Below are 16,763 nucleotides of genomic sequence, written 5' to 3'. Positions count from 1 at the left end.
TTATCTGCTTTTTATTAACAAGTTTAAATATATTTGTTATTATAAATAGCAGTAAATAATTACAATCTTTTTTTTCATTAAGTTTTTTATCTGGCATTTTTAATTATGACCAGATTTATAATGTGTTTTAACCGCTTCACATGAGGCGGTTTTTAAGCAAATAAAACAAAATTTTGGAGATCATATTATTAATACAAAGACTCCGACAATTTGCCGGAGTCTTTGTACCTTTTATGAAAATATTCTTTTACATTATCTGCTGTAATACTGGATCTGCATCTCTTTCGGATACTTTACTTCATAGGAGAATGTGATCTTCTCTGAACTTCCTGAACCGATGTTCTTGTTCCAAAGGATGCTGCCTGTTTTATCATCAAGGCTTCCATCACCAAGGTTCAGTGTTTTTACCAGGATCTTAGAATTTTCGCTGATCGGAAGCTGATCAAGAACCTCCAGCTCAATACTTTCTTTTGTATTATTTCTGATGCTGATCTGATAAGACTCTGTTTCCCATTTGTTTGAATTCATAGCCTTTTGAGACGTTTTATCTTCAAGCTTGATTCTTTTTACCGTAATTCTTTCATCTACTCCAAGAGAAATTGGGAATTCGTCTTTCACATAATTGCTGGTAATATTCGTTTTTCCGATATAATTATCCTCAAAATAAATATTAGCTTCTCCATTGATAAGGTTGAGGTTCTGCCAGTTCTTTACAAAAGCCATCAGGAATACCTGATTATTAAGTTTCGGAACCGTGTGGTATTTGTAAGTGGCATCAATCTGTTTTTTATCCAGAATAACATACTGTTCCTTTTCCTGGCTTACAATAGTCTGGTTATAATTCAGCTCATAGATCACATTCATCTGGCTGTCAGAAACTGAAGCAATAGGAATCTGACTTGGTTTTGCGGCGATGTCTTCTCTCATCTGATACGCATTAGCCGCTGAAGTTTCCTTTTTAACCTTATAGGCTGCTACTTCCATCTGGGAATTGTATGACGTATATTCAGCTACATACAGCGGAGATAAAATAGGTCTGTCCTGATTGTATGATGGTCTATAAGTAGAAACAAACAACTTTATATTTTTCCAGTCCTGTCCTGTTTTCTGATAAATTTTACCTTTATAAACCATTTCAAGAGGTTTTTTTACAGACTGAGCCCGCAAGTCGTAGGAAGGAACCCATCCGGCATCGGAAACGATGTAGCTTACCCCAAGATTCAGGTTCGTTTCACTGTCTGCAAGAATTTCAAGCAAAAGTTCTCTGCGGTTGGTATTTTTATGAGTTTGCTCTTCAGCAGACTGGTTGTTGAGCTTTGCAATGCTTTCATCCAGAACTGTTTTCTGCTCGTCCAGGAGAAATATCTGATTATCGATTTCCAGCATTCGTTTTCTATAAAACTCAGTAAGTTTAATAAGCTGTTCCTGCGGAGTAGATTTATCGTTAGTAGACACTTTCAAATTATCATTAATGATACGTTGTTCCCCTGTCAGGTTTTTGATCTGAATATTCAGAAGGCTGACTTGTCTTTGAAGTTTTTTGGTCTCTGTTTCAAGTTTCTTTTCATTGTCTGACAATTCATCATTTTTCAAAAAATTATTTTGAGGAGTAATGGAAAGAAGTGTTGTATTTTTTTCAAGATTGATTTTGTACGTATTCTCGTCCAGATTATTGGGGAGATTGACGATTCTTATTGTATTTCTGCCTTTCTGAAGGCTTACATTGGTAGTTCCAAAAACCTTTGCCCCTGAAGAAATACGGTGGCCTGTTTTACTTCAATTTCTTTTTTGATTTCCTGTGCTTTGATAAAGGAAACAGAAAATGTAATTAATATTAAAAGATAACGTTTCATCGTTTATTATTTTAAATTTCTAAAGTAAAATTATCCCTATTTAAGGCTGAAAATCGGGAAACTTGGTGAAATGGTGGTTTGACTTGGTGAGTTTGTCACAGGTAAAAAATAAAAAACAGCTCCCAAAGGAACTGTCTTTTTAAATCTGTTATTTTTAAAGGATTTCGTATCGTGTTTTGATGCTGTATTTCAGCTTGATGTTTTCAATATTATCAAAAGAATAATCTACCGGGGCATCAGCCATTTCCAATTGTACACTGTTCATTCTGCCTTTATAAGCGGCCGGCATAATCATATCGCTGGTGTAGTCTTCTATTTCTACAATTTCAAGGACACTTCCTGTCTTTTTACCCATACTTTCCAGCAAGTAATCTGCTTTTTCTTTAGCGGCTTTCAAAGCGTTGATCTTCACTGCTTTTCTGAAATCTGCAATTTTAGTACTTTTTACCTCTGCGATGTTCAGACTGGTTACCCATTTTTGGTTCAAATCTTCAAAAATTTTACTAAGACTTGATTTTGTACTGGCCTTAAACTGATAGTTCTTTGAAAACTTAGCAGTTTTAGAATAGATATTCTGGTACATCGACTTGAACTTGATATCCTCGTTCTTTACCCCGGCATTCTTTAAGGTTTCAAATAACTTCTTCTCATTATCAGCCAGATCATTTTTGTTATCTGCTTTTATTCCGACGCTGAAGATAATTTCATCCGGTTCTACTTCCATTTCGGCAACGCCTGTTACTTCAATTGCGTTCTTCTTTACTTCCTGAGCATTTACAAAGCTTCCAAGAGTTAAAATTCCGATTAATAAAAAATGTTTCAATTTCATAATTTCCTGTTTTTGATTTTAAATTCTGATGTAAAATTACGCACATCAGATACTGGAAATTGGGAGACTTGGTGAAATGGAGCTTTCACTTGGTGAGCCTGTGGAAAAAGAAAAATTGTTCCGAAAAATGTTATTTTGAACCATTAAGATCCTTTAAGCTATTAAGATTATGAAGAGAGGCTTCTTTTATATATAAGCAGAATCAAGAGGCTTAATTCTACTTAATCTATTCAATTTCTTAACGCTTTGTTTTCTCTTTGTTTTTCTTCAGATCATATTTTACACTGAGGTTCATGATATATTGTATGCCCACTTCAGGATCAGCATTATTGATCACTTTATCAAAACCGGTATAATCTGTACCGTCATAATAAAAAGTCCTTGATTTCCTTTCTTCCTTTTTGACATATCTGCTGTCATATCCATAGGTAACATTGGCACTTTCAAAAGCCACATAATTCTGGTATTGGTTTTTAGGAAAGGCATACGTAAAACCTGAAGTAGCAATAGGGTTTCCAATAATTTCCTTTTTAAACAGGCTAAAGTAATTTTCCTTCTTTTTATCAAAAACAGCATACGCTTCCTTGAGAAGGTTTTCCTGGATTTTATCAATATCATTGTTGATATACTCTACTTTAATAACATCATAAATCTGGAAATCTGAAGCCTCGGAGATCAGTTTTTCAATCATAGCGTGTTTGTTTACCGTAATAATGATGTTTTTCTTGGTTTCAAAACCGTCCATTTTCTGAGTGGCAACCTGTGCTTCTTTATTAATATTGTAATCATAGATTTTAGTTTGTGATATAAAATCCACAAAAATATCATCGCTTTTGATTCCCATTGATGATATCCTTTTTATAAAACCATTAATCCTTCTGTTGATATTTTCAATGGCAATTTTGGGAGTGGGAGCCTCTTCATTCAAACCCAGTGTAAGTTTGTAACGGTCTGCAGTTTTGTTCATCAATACTTTTACACTCACAATCAATGTAGAATCGTTGGTGAAATAACTGTTGGTGTTGTTATATTCAAGTAGCTTCTGAGGAGGGGAATAGTCGTAATTATTTTTGTCTTTGTAGATCTGGTTTCCTCCGACCTGTGCTTTTGAAAATTGTAAGAATGAAACAATGATGAAGAATAAAAATGTAAATGTTAGTTTTTTCATGATTTTTAAATTTGAATTATGACGCAAACTTAATCTTAGGGTCACATTATCAATGGGTAAACTTGGTGGAAGGGGAATTTCACCTGGTGAATAGTTTTTGAGCAGACTATATATATGTATATCTTTGTTTTATGAAAATGCTTAAACTCTTTACAATCTTTTTATTGGTGTTCCTGGGAAATATAATACATTCCCAAACCACGAATAATAGCAGTGCTGCTGTGGAAGAAGTTCAGGTAGAAACAAAGAAACTGAAAAAAGCAATTGATACTAAGAATGAACCCGCCCAGGCCGATTCTTATTATAGTATTGGCGAAACATTTTTCAATGGCGGAAATTTTCCCAAAAGTGAAGAATATTACACAAAAGCCAAAAATTTGTATGAAAAACTGAATGACAAGCCTAATATTGAAAAAGCAACCCGAAGATTGGCTCAGTCACAGGAAAAACAGAACAAAATAACCCCCGCCATCAGTAACTACAGCAGGGTAGCGCAAATGGGATACAGTGAAAAAAGTAAAGCAGTCAATTCTAATGACGTTACGAGACTTTCTTCTCCCACACCAGAGCTTAGGGCCGAAGCGATTCAGAATAATATTAATCTGAGTAAAAAAGAAAATGAACAAGGCGATCTTGCGGAAAGCTATAGTCAATTGGCTGATGTTAATCTAAAGCAGAAAGATGTTTCCAGTGCCGAAGAAAACCTGAATACAGCCTATAAAATTTCTAAAAAAGAAGCTCCTCAACAAGCATTGGCAATCAATCAAAAGTTGGCTGATCTTTACGTTGAGAACAAAAATTATGATAAAGCTATTGAAGCTAAAAAAAAGGTTCTGAAAGAAGATTTTGTAAAAGATAATTCACAGGAAAAAGTCAATCAGATTCAGGAACTGGCGGATATTTATATTAAAAAAAATGATCCGAAAGAAGCGGTGGATTTGCTGAGAAATGCCTACGGAATTGCTTTAGACAAAGGACATACGCTGGAAGCTCAGAGAAGTGTAAAAAAGCTGGACAGCCTTTATGCAATTTCAGGAAATATTGATGCTTCAGTTCAGCTGTACAGAGATTTCCTGGGAAAACTCCCGAATCTCGTTTCTAAAGATAGAAGTCTGATCGATAATAAAATTCTGGAAGATACCGAACAGCGAATTTCACAGCTGGAAAAAGAAAAGGAGCTGAAAGACGAGCTTATCAGAAAAAAGGATGTCTTCAATTATAGCTTGGTTGGAGCTCTTATTCTGCTTACTGGATTGATTATTTTTATTTTCAGAACACTGAAGAAAGTTCAGACGAAAAATAAGAAAATTGCTCTTCAGTCGCTTCGCAGGGAGATGAATCCGCATTTTATCTTTAACAGTTTGAATAGTGTCAATCACTTTATCGCGACCAATAACGAACTGGAAGCCAATCAGTATCTGACGAAATTCTCAAAACTGATGCGTGGGGTGATGGAAAATTCCACAGAGGATTTTATACCTTTCCAGCAGGAGCTTGATCTTCTTCAAAACTATCTGGCTCTGGAAAAGACCCGTTTTGCTGATAAATTCGATTATGAAATTGAAGTAGATGAAGATCTCAATATGCAGAATCTGCAGATTCCGGGAATGCTGATACAGCCGTTTTTGGAAAATGCAATCTGGCACGGACTCCGCTACAGAACAGAAAAAGGGCTTTTAAAATTAAGCTTTGAAAAGAATGGATCTGATCTGAAAATTCTCATCGAAGACAACGGAATAGGAATCGAAGAAAGCAAAAGGCAGAAAACCCATCATCAAAAGACCAGAGAGGGTAGAGGGATGAAGAATACCCTGGAAAGAATTCAGCTGCTCAACGATTTGTACAAAAAAGATATTACCTGTTCTGCAAAAGATAAAGAAAATACCAACGGAGTTTTGGTTACTATAAAAATTAAAATGCATTAACCTTAGCTAAGGTTAATGCATTTCGTTTATAAATTGGTAATTAAATTCATTTATTTAATATACTTTTTCTTCAAAGCTGAAAAGTTGGTTTTAATCTCCTCCAGTTCATAATAAGCCGGAATGACTTCAGCTCCTGAACGGTTGATAAAACCATAAGTTCCCGTTATATTTTTTACCAGCGCCAGATCTTCTGCATATTCACCAAACGTATTAATCTTTGAATATACCGGCTGCACGATAACTTTCCCGCTTTTATCCGAAATCCCATAGGTTCTGGAATTGGTTTTTGTCAGTCTCCAGTTTTTATTGATCTTGCTGATATCTTCTCTTTCCGACATTTTTATTTGTGAAAAAGAAAGACTGAAAATAGTCATACAGATTAGGATAAGAAATTTTGATTTCATGTTGTTTTTGTTGGGTTTAAATGATTATAGTTTTTAGTAAAGCCTAAATTAATAAAAAAATAGTAATTATTTAATCCTGCATTAATTTTATTAAAGTCCTGTAAACACCGAAAAATTTACTTTTATAACACCTTTTACCTTCTATCTGCCACCTGCCACCTGAAAAATCCTGTAACCATTTTGAAACAGAAATTGTCTTAAAGATAAAAACGTAACCCAAAATGACTACTACCAGTAAAAAAGCCAGACTCGCGGGATTTTTTTATCTCATTGTTATAATAACCGGATTTTTCAGTTTAATGTACGTTCCATCAAAACTGATTGTCTGGGAAAACCCTACCTTGACCTTTCAAAATATTTCTTCTTCAGTACAATTGTTCAGACTAAGTATAGCCAGCAGTATCATCTGTTATATCGCTTTTACTTTACTTCCTTTGGCTTTGTATCAACTGTTGAAAGATGTGAATGGAAATTATGCAAAACTGATGGTCATTCTAGCTCTTATCAGTATCCCTATTTCCTTTATCAATCTGCAAAGCAAATTTTCTGTCCTTACCATTATTGAAGGAACAGATTATCTAAAAGTCTTTGATGTAAAGCAGCTGCAGGCTCAAATGATGATGTTGCTGAGCAACTATAACAAAGGAATCTTAATCGCTCAGGTTTTTTGGGGCTTATGGCTTTTTCCCTTTGGTTATCTTGTGTACAGATCCGGATTTTTGCCCAAAATTTTAGGTGTTTTTTTAATGCTCGGTTGTGTGGGATATGTGATTAACGTTTTGGGAAGAACGACGGTTCCTCATTTTTCGGAGTATTCAATATCAAAGTATATCACATTATTTGCTACGATAGGAGAGATAGGAACCTGTTTGTGGCTGCTGGTGGTTGGGGTAAGAAATAAAAAAGTAAATCAACATTAAAAATAGAAACCATGAACAATTCTACAAAATTTGAAGATATACAGGTCAATGTAAAAATCATACTTGCCGGTCTTTGGGCTTCGGTTACTTTATGCTATCTGTACGGGGATTATTTTGAGCTGTATACTCCCGGAAAGACACAGGGGCTTGTGGAAGGAACCCATTTATTAGATTCCCCTCCGAAATTATTTCTTGCTTCAGTCGTTTTGGCGATTCCTGCTGTAATGGTGTTTCTTTCTCTGATCCTAAAACCTGCATTCAACAGGATTCTTAATATCATCTTTGGATCATTTTTTACTCTGGTCATGTTATTTATCGGGGTTACTTCCTTCTCAGACTGGTATCTGTTTTATACCTTTCTAGCCATAGTAGAATGCATTATTACAATATTGATCGTCAAATATGCCTGGAGCTGGAAAAAAGTATAGGCTTTACAGAAACGTAGATATGCTAAGATTGTAGGGTTGGCTAAATATTCCTAATTTGCACCTGAAACCTATTATTTGCCACCTAATATCTAACCTGAATGAAAATAAAAGCTGTCATTGTAGATGATGAACTCATAGCAAGAGAAGTTTTACGAAGCTATCTTACCAAATACTGCCCGCAGGTGGAGATTCTTGGTGAAGCTGAAAACATTAAAGATGCCGTTCCGTTAATTGCCGAAATGCAGCCTCAATTGGTTTTTCTGGATGTAGAAATGCCTTTTGGAAACGCTTTTGATGTTCTGGAAGCAACCAAAGATTTTTCCTATGAAACCATTTTCATTACTGCATTTTCACAATACTCTTTACAGGCTTTAAATAAATCAGCAAGTTATTATATTTTAAAACCTATTGATATTCAGGAACTCATTCTGGCAGTCAACAAAGTAGCAGAAAGTCTTGAGAAAAAAGATGAACTCAACCGGAATAAAGTTCTCCTTGAAAACCTGAAATTAAAACCCGAAAAACAGCAGCTCATTCTTCCTACTTTACAGGGATTTGATGTGGTAAAGACCGAAGATATTGTAAGACTTCAGGCTGATGGAAACTTTACACAGGTGTATCTTACCGATGGTTCAAAGAAAATGGTTTGCCGTTTTCTAAAACACTTTGATGATCTTTTGGAAAACCCTTTTGTAAGAGTTCATCGCTCCCATATTATCAATACAGGTTTTGTAAAATCCTATCATAAAAGCGGAACGGTAATGTTGTCTGACGACACTGAAATTGAGGTTTCAGGAAGCTTTAAAGATAATTTCCTGAAGGTTTTTTCATAGAATTTATTGTTCCTTAACAGCTTAAAGGCATTATTTTTGACGTTTTCACCCTAATCACACAAATATTCCAGTCATGAAAACCATTCATAAAATTATCCTTCCCGTTTCATTGGGAGCATTAGGTCTTATCATTTTCAATTCATATTCTGTGAGAATTCCCAGAGGGGCATCGGCTGTAAAGAATTTTGATAGTAAAAAATATCTTGGCAGATGGTACGAGATGGCCCGTTTCGATTACAGATTCGAAAAAAATATGGATAATGTCACTGCAGAATATTCAGAAAACCCTGATGGAACCATTCAGGTTAAAAATAAAGGCTACGATTATAGTAAAAAAGTATGGAATGAATCTATTGGTGAAGCGAAATTTGTAAAAGATCCTACGGAAGCCCGCCTGAAAGTTTCATTTTTTAAACCTATCTGGGCCGGTTATAATGTCATTGATATTGATGAAGATTATCAATATGCTTTGGTGGCAGGAAGCAGCTTAAAATATCTTTGGATTCTGTCCAGAACCACTACTATTCCTGAAAGTATCCGTCAGCGTTTCATTCAGAAAGCAAGAAAAATCGGTTATAATACGGATGAACTTATCTGGGTGAAGCATAATCAATAAAAAAGTTAAAGGGCAAAATCACAGAAAAGCTAACATAGGTTTCTATGATTTTACCCTTTTGCTGTTTAGTTTTTAATATACTCTTTCCATTCCTCAAAACGATGATCAATCACCTGCTTCATCAGATCATAGTTTTCATAGGTATCTTCTATGTGATAGAAAGTTTCATACTGATAGTCGTTTTCCTCTGCTTTAGCATCAAAAATATTAACGTAATCATCAGCAAATGAACTGGATCTGTTTCCGAAATCGGTATCGTCTGCATAGTAATCCTTTGCAAAAAGATTTCCAAGCTCATTCAGATCATATTCAGAGAATTTTCCGTCACAAGAATCCATAATAAAGTCTGCACCAGTGATTTCTCTTCTTTTTAACTTTTCAATTTCTTCTTCGTTATCTTCTTTCAGTTCATCAGAAATCATATTGTTGTGAATGCACCAGTTCAGGAACATTCCTGTATGGGTTGCTCCGTTTTTCTGAGGAAGTTCTTCGGGAAAATCACCACCATAATGCCATGAAGCATCATCATATTTAGACATAATTCGTATTGTAGTTTTAGATAATTTCGGCAAAAATAGAAAAAATCAATTTATATTGCCGCGGCCACAGAAATTTCCGTCATTTGCAGAGAATTTTTTTCAACAAAAAAACATATGGAAAAAGCTGTTCTGATTACTATCGGGGATGAAATCCTTTCCGGAAACACGGTAGATACCAATTCTAATTTTATTGCTGCTGAACTTAAAAATATAGGAATCAAAGTGACTCAGATTCTTACGATCTCAGACGAAATTGAAACTATTAAAAATACACTGAGTACTGCTCTTGAAGGAGGAGACTTAGTCATTACAACAGGAGGATTGGGACCAACGAGAGATGATAAAACCAAAAAAGCCCTGGCAGAGTTTTTCAATGATGAAATTGCCCTGGATGAGGTCACTTTCAATCACCTTAAGGGTTATATGGAAAGAAGAGGACGAGCCGATATTCTGGAAAGAAATAAAGAACAGGCCTTTGTTCCTACCAAATCCATTGTTTTTCAGAATCATTATGGAACGGCACCATGTATGATGATGGAACTTGACGGAAAACTGTGTTACAGCCTTCCAGGTGTTCCTTACGAGGTAAAACCGCTTATCAAAGATCAGATTATTCCTTATTTACAGCAAAGATTCAAACTTCATTATATACATACCAGAATTGTTTCTGTAGTAGGAATTCCTGAGAGTATTCTTGCAGACACCATTGAAGATTGGGAACTGGCACTTCCTGAAAATATTGCTTTGTCTTATCTTCCGGTGGGAACCCGTGTAAAGCTTCGTCTGACAGCTTCTGGCGATCATGAAGAAGAGCTGAAAAAGATAACAGAAGAGGAAATCCAGAAACTGCTTCCTCTGGTAGAAGGTCATGTGATTGCCGTATCTGAAGATAAAATCGAAAATATTCTGGCAGAAATGCTTACCGAAAGAAAATTAACGATTTCTACTGCAGAAAGCTGTACTGGAGGAGAGCTGGCAAAAATGATCACTTCAGTTTCCGGTAGTTCAAAATATTTCCTTGGCGGAATAGTGCCGTATGCTACCGAAAGAAAGATTAAAATTTTAAATGTTTCCAGAGAAACCGTAGATCAGTTTACCGTGGTAAGCGAGCAGGTGGCTCAGGAAATGGCAAAAGGATGTCAGGAATTGTTTGAGACTCATATTTCCCTTTCTACGACGGGTGTTGCCGGTCCTGGAAAAGGAGAGGATGGTAACGATATTGGAACAGTTTATTACACCATAAGAATTAATGATGAGGAGACAACCTCCAAATTATACATGCCCCACCTGGAAAGAGTAGATTTTATGAATTTTGTTTCCCAAAAAGTGATTCAGGATTTGGTAAGCCTTCTTATCGACAGATAAATGCAATTCATACTTTTTAATTTTTTTTTAATTAATTTTAGTATAGTTTTTCACACTTTTTGAGCGCCCTTCAATAAATTTCAAAAATCGTGGAAAATTCCAAACAGATTTTTCAGACCAGCAGCAAAAAGCGTTGGAAAAGCGTACAATGGGGAAGCCGTGTTTTTATTTTTATAGGAATACTGCTTCTGCTTGCTTTAGGTCTGATGATGACTCTGGACAGAAGTCCTAAAATTCCTTTTAAAGAAGATTATAAAGCTGTCATTACAGCCAACAAACCTTACCTTCAGGAGAATAAAATTTCTAAAGAATATAAAGGGTTCAGAAGCTTTATTTCTGAAAAAACAATCCATACCAGCCTTGACAAAATTGAGAAGGCAAGAGCAGAAAGATATAAAAATCAGAACCGAAACTGGGCTCAGTTTCCGGGAGGAATCCGGTCTGCATTTTATGTGGCTTGGGATGCCCAGTCTCTGATGTCTCTGAAAAGAAACATCAGACACATCAATCTGGTTTTTCCTGAATGGTTTTTCCTTGATCCTAAAACAGGAGATCTGAAAACCAATGTAGATCCTGAAGGATATAAAGTGATCAAAAGAACAGGAATTGCTGCCATGCCAATGCTGAGTAATAACTCTGACCGGCAATTCCGCTCAGAAGGGCTGGTAAAAGTTCTTAACGATCCGCAGAAAAGAACCCATCTGATTCAAAAGATCACCCAACAATGTAAAAAATACCACTTTAAAGGAATTAATATTGACTTTGAAGATATGAATCTGAATTCTGATGAAAATCTGATTGCCTTTATGAAAGAGCTTTCAGAGACGTTCAAGCAGAATCAGCTGTTGGTGACAATGGATATTATGACGGATAATGATGATTACAATATCCCAAGATTGAATCCTTATGTAGATTACTTTGTGCTGATGGCTTATGATGAATATTCTGCAGGAAGTGATGCCGGTCCGGTTTCTTCCCAAAAATGGATAGAAGAACAGACGGGTAAAATTGTAAAACAAATCTCTCCTCAAAAAATCATTCTTGGGCTGGGTGCTTATGGATATGATTGGAGTTCCAATAAAGATGACAATACTTCGGTTACCTACATGCAGGCGATTACAAAAGCGAGTGCAAGTAAAGCTGTAATTGACTTTAATGACAATACTTTTAATTTAAATTATTCCTACACCGATTCTAAAAATCTTACCCATACGGTATTTTTCAATGATGCCGCCTCTATTTTTAATACGATGCGTTTCTCATCAGAATATCCATTGGCTGGAACTGCACTCTGGAGACTGGGAAGTGAAGACAGCAGAATCTGGAATTTTTATGATAAAGACCTTACGGGGGCAGGCCTTTCCAAATTGAATTTGAAAACACTGGAAAATGTAAAAGGGCAGACCATGGTGGATTATATCGGAGACGGAGAAGTACTGGATGTTCTGAATACCCCCCATGATGGAAAAATTGCACTGGAAATTGATCCAAAAGAGAAAATTATCACAGATGAAAATTACATCACCTATCCAAGTTCTTATGAAGTGAAAAAATACGGAAGTGCTCCTCAGAAAGAACTCGTCCTCACTTTTGATGACGGTCCGGATGAAACCTACACTCCGCAGGTACTGGATATTTTATCCAAATATCATGTTCCGGCAGCATTCTTTTTGGTAGGATTAAATGCAGAAAAGAATCTACCTCTTGTTAAAAGAATCTACCGTGAAGGACACGAAATAGGAAATCACACCTTTACTCATGAAAATGTAGCAAAAGTAAGTCCGCAAAGGGCTTTGCTTGAAATGAAACTGACAAGACTGCTGATCGAATGTATCACAGGCCACAGCACCATTTTGTTCAGAGCGCCCTATAATGCAGACTCTGAGCCTACCACATCAGAAGAGATTATTCCTGTAGCATTGGCAAGACAGCAAAACTATCTGGATATCGGGGAAAATATAGACCCCGAAGACTGGCAGCCTGGAATAAAAGCAGATGAAATTGTAAAACGTGTAATGGCCGGAATTAAACATGAGAGAGGAAATATTATTCTCCTTCATGATGCAGGTGGAGATACCAGAGAGGAAACGGTGAAAGCTTTAAAAATCCTTATTCCGACTCTTCAGAAACAAGGATACCATTTTACGAACCTGACGAATATTCTGCACAAAAGCAGAAGCGAACTGATGCCTGAAGTTCCCAAAACAAAGTCTTACTACATCATGCAGCTTAACCTTGTGTTAGCTACAGCGATCTATGGAATAAGTCATTTTCTGGTTGCTTTATTTACCATTTTCATTGTATTGGGGCTGATCAGACTATTGCTGATGGCGTACTGGGCTTTTAAAGAAAGAAAAAAAGAGAAAAAACTAGGAGAATTTCCAGTGCTGGAATCTTATCCGAAAGTTTCCATTATTGTGCCTGCTTATAATGAAGAGGTGAATATTATTTCTTCGTTACAGAATTTACTGAAACAGACCTATCCGAATTTTAACATTATTATGGTAGATGACGGAAGCAAAGATTCTACGTATGAAAAAGCATTGGAGGCGTTCCCGAATCATCCGAAACTGAAAATTTTCACCAAAAGAAATGGGGGAAAGGCAACTGCCTTAAACTTTGGAATCTCGGAAACGGATGCTGAATATGTAGTATGTATTGATGCAGATACCAAACTTGAGCAGGATGCTGTAAAATACCTGATTGCAAGATTCTTAAATGCAGATCCGGAAGAGAAAATTGCCGCTGTAGCAGGAAATGTGAAAGTGGGAAACAGAGTCAATTGGCTCACCAAATGGCAGGCTATAGAATACACAACAAGTCAGAATTTTGACAGACTGGCCTATGCCCATATTAATGCCATTACAGTGATTCCAGGAGCTATTGGAGCATTTAAAAAATCTGTGATCATTGAGGCTGGAGGCTATTCATCAGATACTTTAGCAGAAGATTGTGATATTACTGTGAAAATTTTAAAAGCAGGGTATACGGTTGCTAATGAAAACAGAGCGGTTGCAGTTACTGAAGCTCCGGAAACCACGAACCAGTTTTTGAAACAGCGTTTCCGCTGGACATATGGAATCATGCAGATGTTCTGGAAACAGAGACAGACTTTCCTTAACCCCAAATATAAAGGATTGGGGCTTTGGGCGATGCCGAATATTTTATTATTCCAATACATTATTCCATTTTTCTCGCCGCTGGCAGATGTGATTATGTTTTTGGGAATTCTATCCGGAAACGGAGACAAAATATTCACCTATTATCTGATCTTCCTCTTGGTGGATGCTTCATTAGCTTTAATTGCGTTCATGATGCAGCGGGAGAAATTAATCAATCTGTTGTATATTATTCCGCAGAGATTCGGGTATAGATGGCTGATGTATATTGTATTGTTTAAAAGTTTAAGAAAGGCATTGAAAGGCGAAATGCAGTCCTGGGGGTTCCTGAAAAGAACTGGAAATGTAAAAGAGATAGCCACTTCTTAAGACATTGGGAAGCTGGGGGAGGAAGCTGGAAGTTATGAAAATCATACAATACTTCCATCCTCATTCTTCCATCTTCCATCTTTTGTAAATTTTTATTATGCTATGACGTTATTTGTTTAAATTTGTTTTCTTAAAACGTAACAAATACGAAATAAATCATACATATTCTAAAAATTGTTATCATAATGAAAAAAATAACGCTTTCTTTGTTTTTAATAGCAGGGATCTGTACTCAAACTACCATGAGCGCACAAGCTAAAGCTGCTAAAGTAGCAGTGAACAACACAGACAAAGGTTTAGACCTTAGCTTGATGGACACTTCGGTGCGTCCTCAGGATGATTTCTACAACTATGTGAGTGGAACTTGGATGAAAACAGCCAAAATTCCATCGGATAAACCAACTTGGGGAAGCTTCAACAAACTAGCTGACGATACGGATAACAATTCCATGACGATCCTTAACTCTCTTTTGAAAGATAAATTTGCTGATGGAAGCGAGGGGAAAAAGATCCAGGATCTGTATGCTACTTACATGAACATGGAGAAGAGAAATGCAGACGGAATAAAGCCTATTCAGGAAAATCTGAATAAAATTGATGCTATAAAAAACCTGACTGATCTTCAAAACTATCTTACTTCTGTAACAAAAGAAGGTGAAAACGTTTTTTACGGATGGGGAGTAGATGCAGACCTTAAAGATTCTAAAATGAATGCCGTTTACTTAGGAAACGCTTCTTTAGGTTTAGGAAGAGATTACTATCAGAAAGTAAACGAAAAAAATACAGAAGCTATTGCTGAATATCAGAAATATGTAGCTTCAATGCTAAAAGAATTAGGATACAAAAATGCTGATGAAGCAGCAAAAGGTATCGTTAATTACGAGAAAAGCATCGCCAATACTTACCTTACCAACGAACAGAGCCGTGATAACACGCTTCAGTACAATCCTAAGACGATGACTGAACTTTCTGCTCTGGTAAAAAATGTTGACCTTCCAGGTTACCTTAAAAAAGTAGGAGTAAGTTCTGATAAAGTAATTATCAGTGAATTAGGATTCTATAAGAACTTCGATAAATTAGTAAATGCTCAGAATCTTCCTGTGATTAAGGATTATCTGAAATTCCACATGATCCACGGAAGTGCTTCTTACTTAAGTGAGAACTTAGGAAATATGAAGTTTGCTTTCTATGGTAAATACCTTAGAGGACAACAGGAACAAAGAGCCCTTAACAAGAGAGGTTACGAATTGATCAACGGTTCTTTGGGTGAAGCTTTTGGAAAATTGTATGTTGAGAAATACTTCCCTGCACAAGCAAAAGCTCAGATGGTAGAATTGATCGACTATTTAAAGAAAAGTTTCGCAGTTCATATCAACAACTTAGCTTGGATGTCTGCAACGACTAAAGAAAAAGCAATGCAGAAACTGAATAAGTTCACGGTAAAAGTTGCTTATCCGGACAAATGGAAAGACTATTCAAAATTAAATATTGTTTCTGAGGCTAAAGGTGGAAACCTGTATCAAAACCTTCAGAACATTGGTGAATGGCAGTACAACAAAGACTTGGCTAAAATTGGTAAGGCAGTTGATAAAACAGAATGGGGAATGACTCCACAGACTGTTAATGCTTACTATAACCCGGTAAACAACGAGATTGTATTTCCTGCTGCTATCCTTCAGCCGCCATTCTTCAACCCTAACGCTGATGCTGCTGTAAACTTCGGAGGTATCGGTGCCGTTATCGGTCACGAAATGAGCCATGGATTTGATGATTCAGGAGCACAATTCGATGCTGATGGTAACTTGGTAGATTGGTGGACTCCGTCAGATAAAGCCAATTTCGAAAAAGCAACAAAAGCTCTTGCCTCTCAGTATGACAAATACGAGCCGGTAAAAGGAACTTTTGTAAACGGAACTTTCACAAACGGTGAAAACATCGCTGACTTAGGAGGTGTAAACATCGCTTATGACGCTCTTCAGATGTATCTAAAAGACAAAGGAAATCCAGGGAAAATCAGTGGATTCTCTCAGGATCAGAGATTCTTCTTAAGCTGGGCTACAGTTTGGAGAACATTGTCAAGTGAGAAATATATGGTTAACCAAGTGAAAACAGATCCGCACTCTCCTGGATATTTCAGAAGTTTCGGTCCGTTGATCAACGTTGATGCCTTCTACAAAGCATTTGATGTGAAAAAAGGAGACAAACTATACAAAACTCCAGAAGAAAGAATTAAAATCTGGTAATAATAACAACCGCTCAGCAATGGGCGGTTTTGTTTTTTTAGGTAGCAGGTAGCAGATGATAGGTGAAAGGTAATAGGGATTAAGGATTGGAAGACATTCTTTGTAATAACGACTTCCATCATTCCCCTCCTTTGGAGGGGTGGCGAAAATTC

General features: G+C 36.4%; 14 protein-coding genes. 8 read left to right on the top strand and 6 right to left on the bottom strand.

Going from position 1 to position 16,763, the window contains the following annotated elements; genetic code table 11:
• Positions 1 to 252 precede the first annotated feature (252 nt).
• The 4 genes from LF886_RS18525 to LF886_RS18515 all read right to left on the bottom strand — a co-directional run bounded on the left by LF886_RS18525 (position 253) and on the right by LF886_RS18515 (position 3,850).
• Positions 253 to 1,695, bottom strand: coding sequence for a mucoidy inhibitor MuiA family protein (locus tag LF886_RS18525; protein WP_236854336.1), 1,443 nt, complete (start codon positions 1,693 to 1,695; stop codon positions 253 to 255).
• A gap of 23 nt (positions 1,696 to 1,718) precedes the next feature.
• The gene (locus LF886_RS23955; protein ID WP_262913030.1) at positions 1,719 to 1,853 is read right to left on the bottom strand and encodes a hypothetical protein; all 135 of its coding nucleotides are present in this window, start codon (positions 1,851 to 1,853) and stop codon (positions 1,719 to 1,721) included.
• Between the two features lie 154 nt (positions 1,854 to 2,007).
• Complete coding sequence (locus tag LF886_RS18520; protein WP_109738797.1) at positions 2,008 to 2,682, bottom strand: SIMPL domain-containing protein; 675 nt, start codon at positions 2,680 to 2,682, stop codon at positions 2,008 to 2,010.
• A gap of 238 nt (positions 2,683 to 2,920) precedes the next feature.
• Positions 2,921 to 3,850, bottom strand: coding sequence for an SIMPL domain-containing protein (locus tag LF886_RS18515; RefSeq protein ID WP_236851066.1), 930 nt, complete (start codon positions 3,848 to 3,850; stop codon positions 2,921 to 2,923).
• Positions 3,851 to 3,981: 131 nt separating this feature from the next.
• Here LF886_RS18515 and LF886_RS18510 point away from each other — a divergent pair, with 131 nt between their 5' ends.
• Positions 3,982 to 5,775: a histidine kinase gene (locus tag LF886_RS18510; protein ID WP_236851065.1), complete on the top strand. Its 1,794-nt coding sequence runs from the start codon at positions 3,982 to 3,984 to the stop codon at positions 5,773 to 5,775.
• Between the two features lie 50 nt (positions 5,776 to 5,825).
• Here the strand turns inward: LF886_RS18510 and LF886_RS18505 are convergent, their stop codons facing one another.
• Positions 5,826 to 6,179 carry a WG repeat-containing protein gene (locus LF886_RS18505; protein WP_236851064.1) on the bottom strand — a complete coding sequence of 118 codons (354 nt, stop codon included), beginning with the start codon at positions 6,177 to 6,179 and terminating at the stop codon, positions 5,826 to 5,828.
• A gap of 221 nt (positions 6,180 to 6,400) precedes the next feature.
• On the opposite strand from LF886_RS18505, the gene LF886_RS18500 reads away from it, so the two are divergent.
• The 4 genes from LF886_RS18500 to LF886_RS18485 all read left to right on the top strand — a co-directional run bounded on the left by LF886_RS18500 (position 6,401) and on the right by LF886_RS18485 (position 8,976).
• Entirely contained in the window at positions 6,401 to 7,099 is a 699-nt protein-coding gene (locus tag LF886_RS18500; protein WP_236851063.1) for a DUF4386 domain-containing protein, read from the top strand.
• A gap of 11 nt (positions 7,100 to 7,110) precedes the next feature.
• Positions 7,111 to 7,527, top strand: a complete 417-nt coding sequence (locus LF886_RS18495; RefSeq protein WP_236851062.1) for a DUF6326 family protein — start codon at positions 7,111 to 7,113, stop codon at positions 7,525 to 7,527.
• A 98-nt stretch (positions 7,528 to 7,625) separates the two neighbouring features.
• Positions 7,626 to 8,360, top strand: coding sequence for a LytR/AlgR family response regulator transcription factor (locus LF886_RS18490; RefSeq protein WP_236851061.1), 735 nt, complete (start codon positions 7,626 to 7,628; stop codon positions 8,358 to 8,360).
• Positions 8,361 to 8,433: 73 nt separating this feature from the next.
• Entirely contained in the window at positions 8,434 to 8,976 is a 543-nt protein-coding gene (locus LF886_RS18485; RefSeq protein ID WP_124530491.1) for a lipocalin family protein, read from the top strand.
• Positions 8,977 to 9,041: 65 nt separating this feature from the next.
• Here the strand turns inward: LF886_RS18485 and LF886_RS18480 are convergent, their stop codons facing one another.
• Positions 9,042 to 9,515 (bottom strand): hypothetical protein, encoded by a 474-nt coding sequence (locus tag LF886_RS18480; protein ID WP_236851060.1) that lies wholly within the window; start codon positions 9,513 to 9,515, stop codon positions 9,042 to 9,044.
• A gap of 114 nt (positions 9,516 to 9,629) precedes the next feature.
• Here LF886_RS18480 and LF886_RS18475 point away from each other — a divergent pair, with 114 nt between their 5' ends.
• The 3 genes from LF886_RS18475 to LF886_RS18465 all read left to right on the top strand — a co-directional run bounded on the left by LF886_RS18475 (position 9,630) and on the right by LF886_RS18465 (position 16,611).
• Positions 9,630 to 10,880 (top strand): CinA family nicotinamide mononucleotide deamidase-related protein, encoded by a 1,251-nt coding sequence (locus LF886_RS18475; protein ID WP_236851059.1) that lies wholly within the window; start codon positions 9,630 to 9,632, stop codon positions 10,878 to 10,880.
• 89 nt (positions 10,881 to 10,969) lie between these two features.
• Positions 10,970 to 14,368: a polysaccharide deacetylase family protein gene (locus LF886_RS18470; RefSeq protein WP_236851058.1), complete on the top strand. Its 3,399-nt coding sequence runs from the start codon at positions 10,970 to 10,972 to the stop codon at positions 14,366 to 14,368.
• A gap of 185 nt (positions 14,369 to 14,553) precedes the next feature.
• Positions 14,554 to 16,611, top strand: coding sequence for a M13 family metallopeptidase (locus tag LF886_RS18465; RefSeq protein ID WP_236851057.1), 2,058 nt, complete (start codon positions 14,554 to 14,556; stop codon positions 16,609 to 16,611).
• Positions 16,612 to 16,763: the final 152 nt, after the last annotated feature.

Origin of the sequence: Chryseobacterium sp. MEBOG07, from assembly GCF_021869745.1 — a bacterium.
GTDB lineage: Bacteria > Bacteroidota > Bacteroidia > Flavobacteriales > Weeksellaceae > Chryseobacterium > Chryseobacterium viscerum.
The sequence above is the reverse complement of the archived record's forward strand: the minus strand, read 5'-3'. Positions and strand labels throughout refer to the sequence as shown.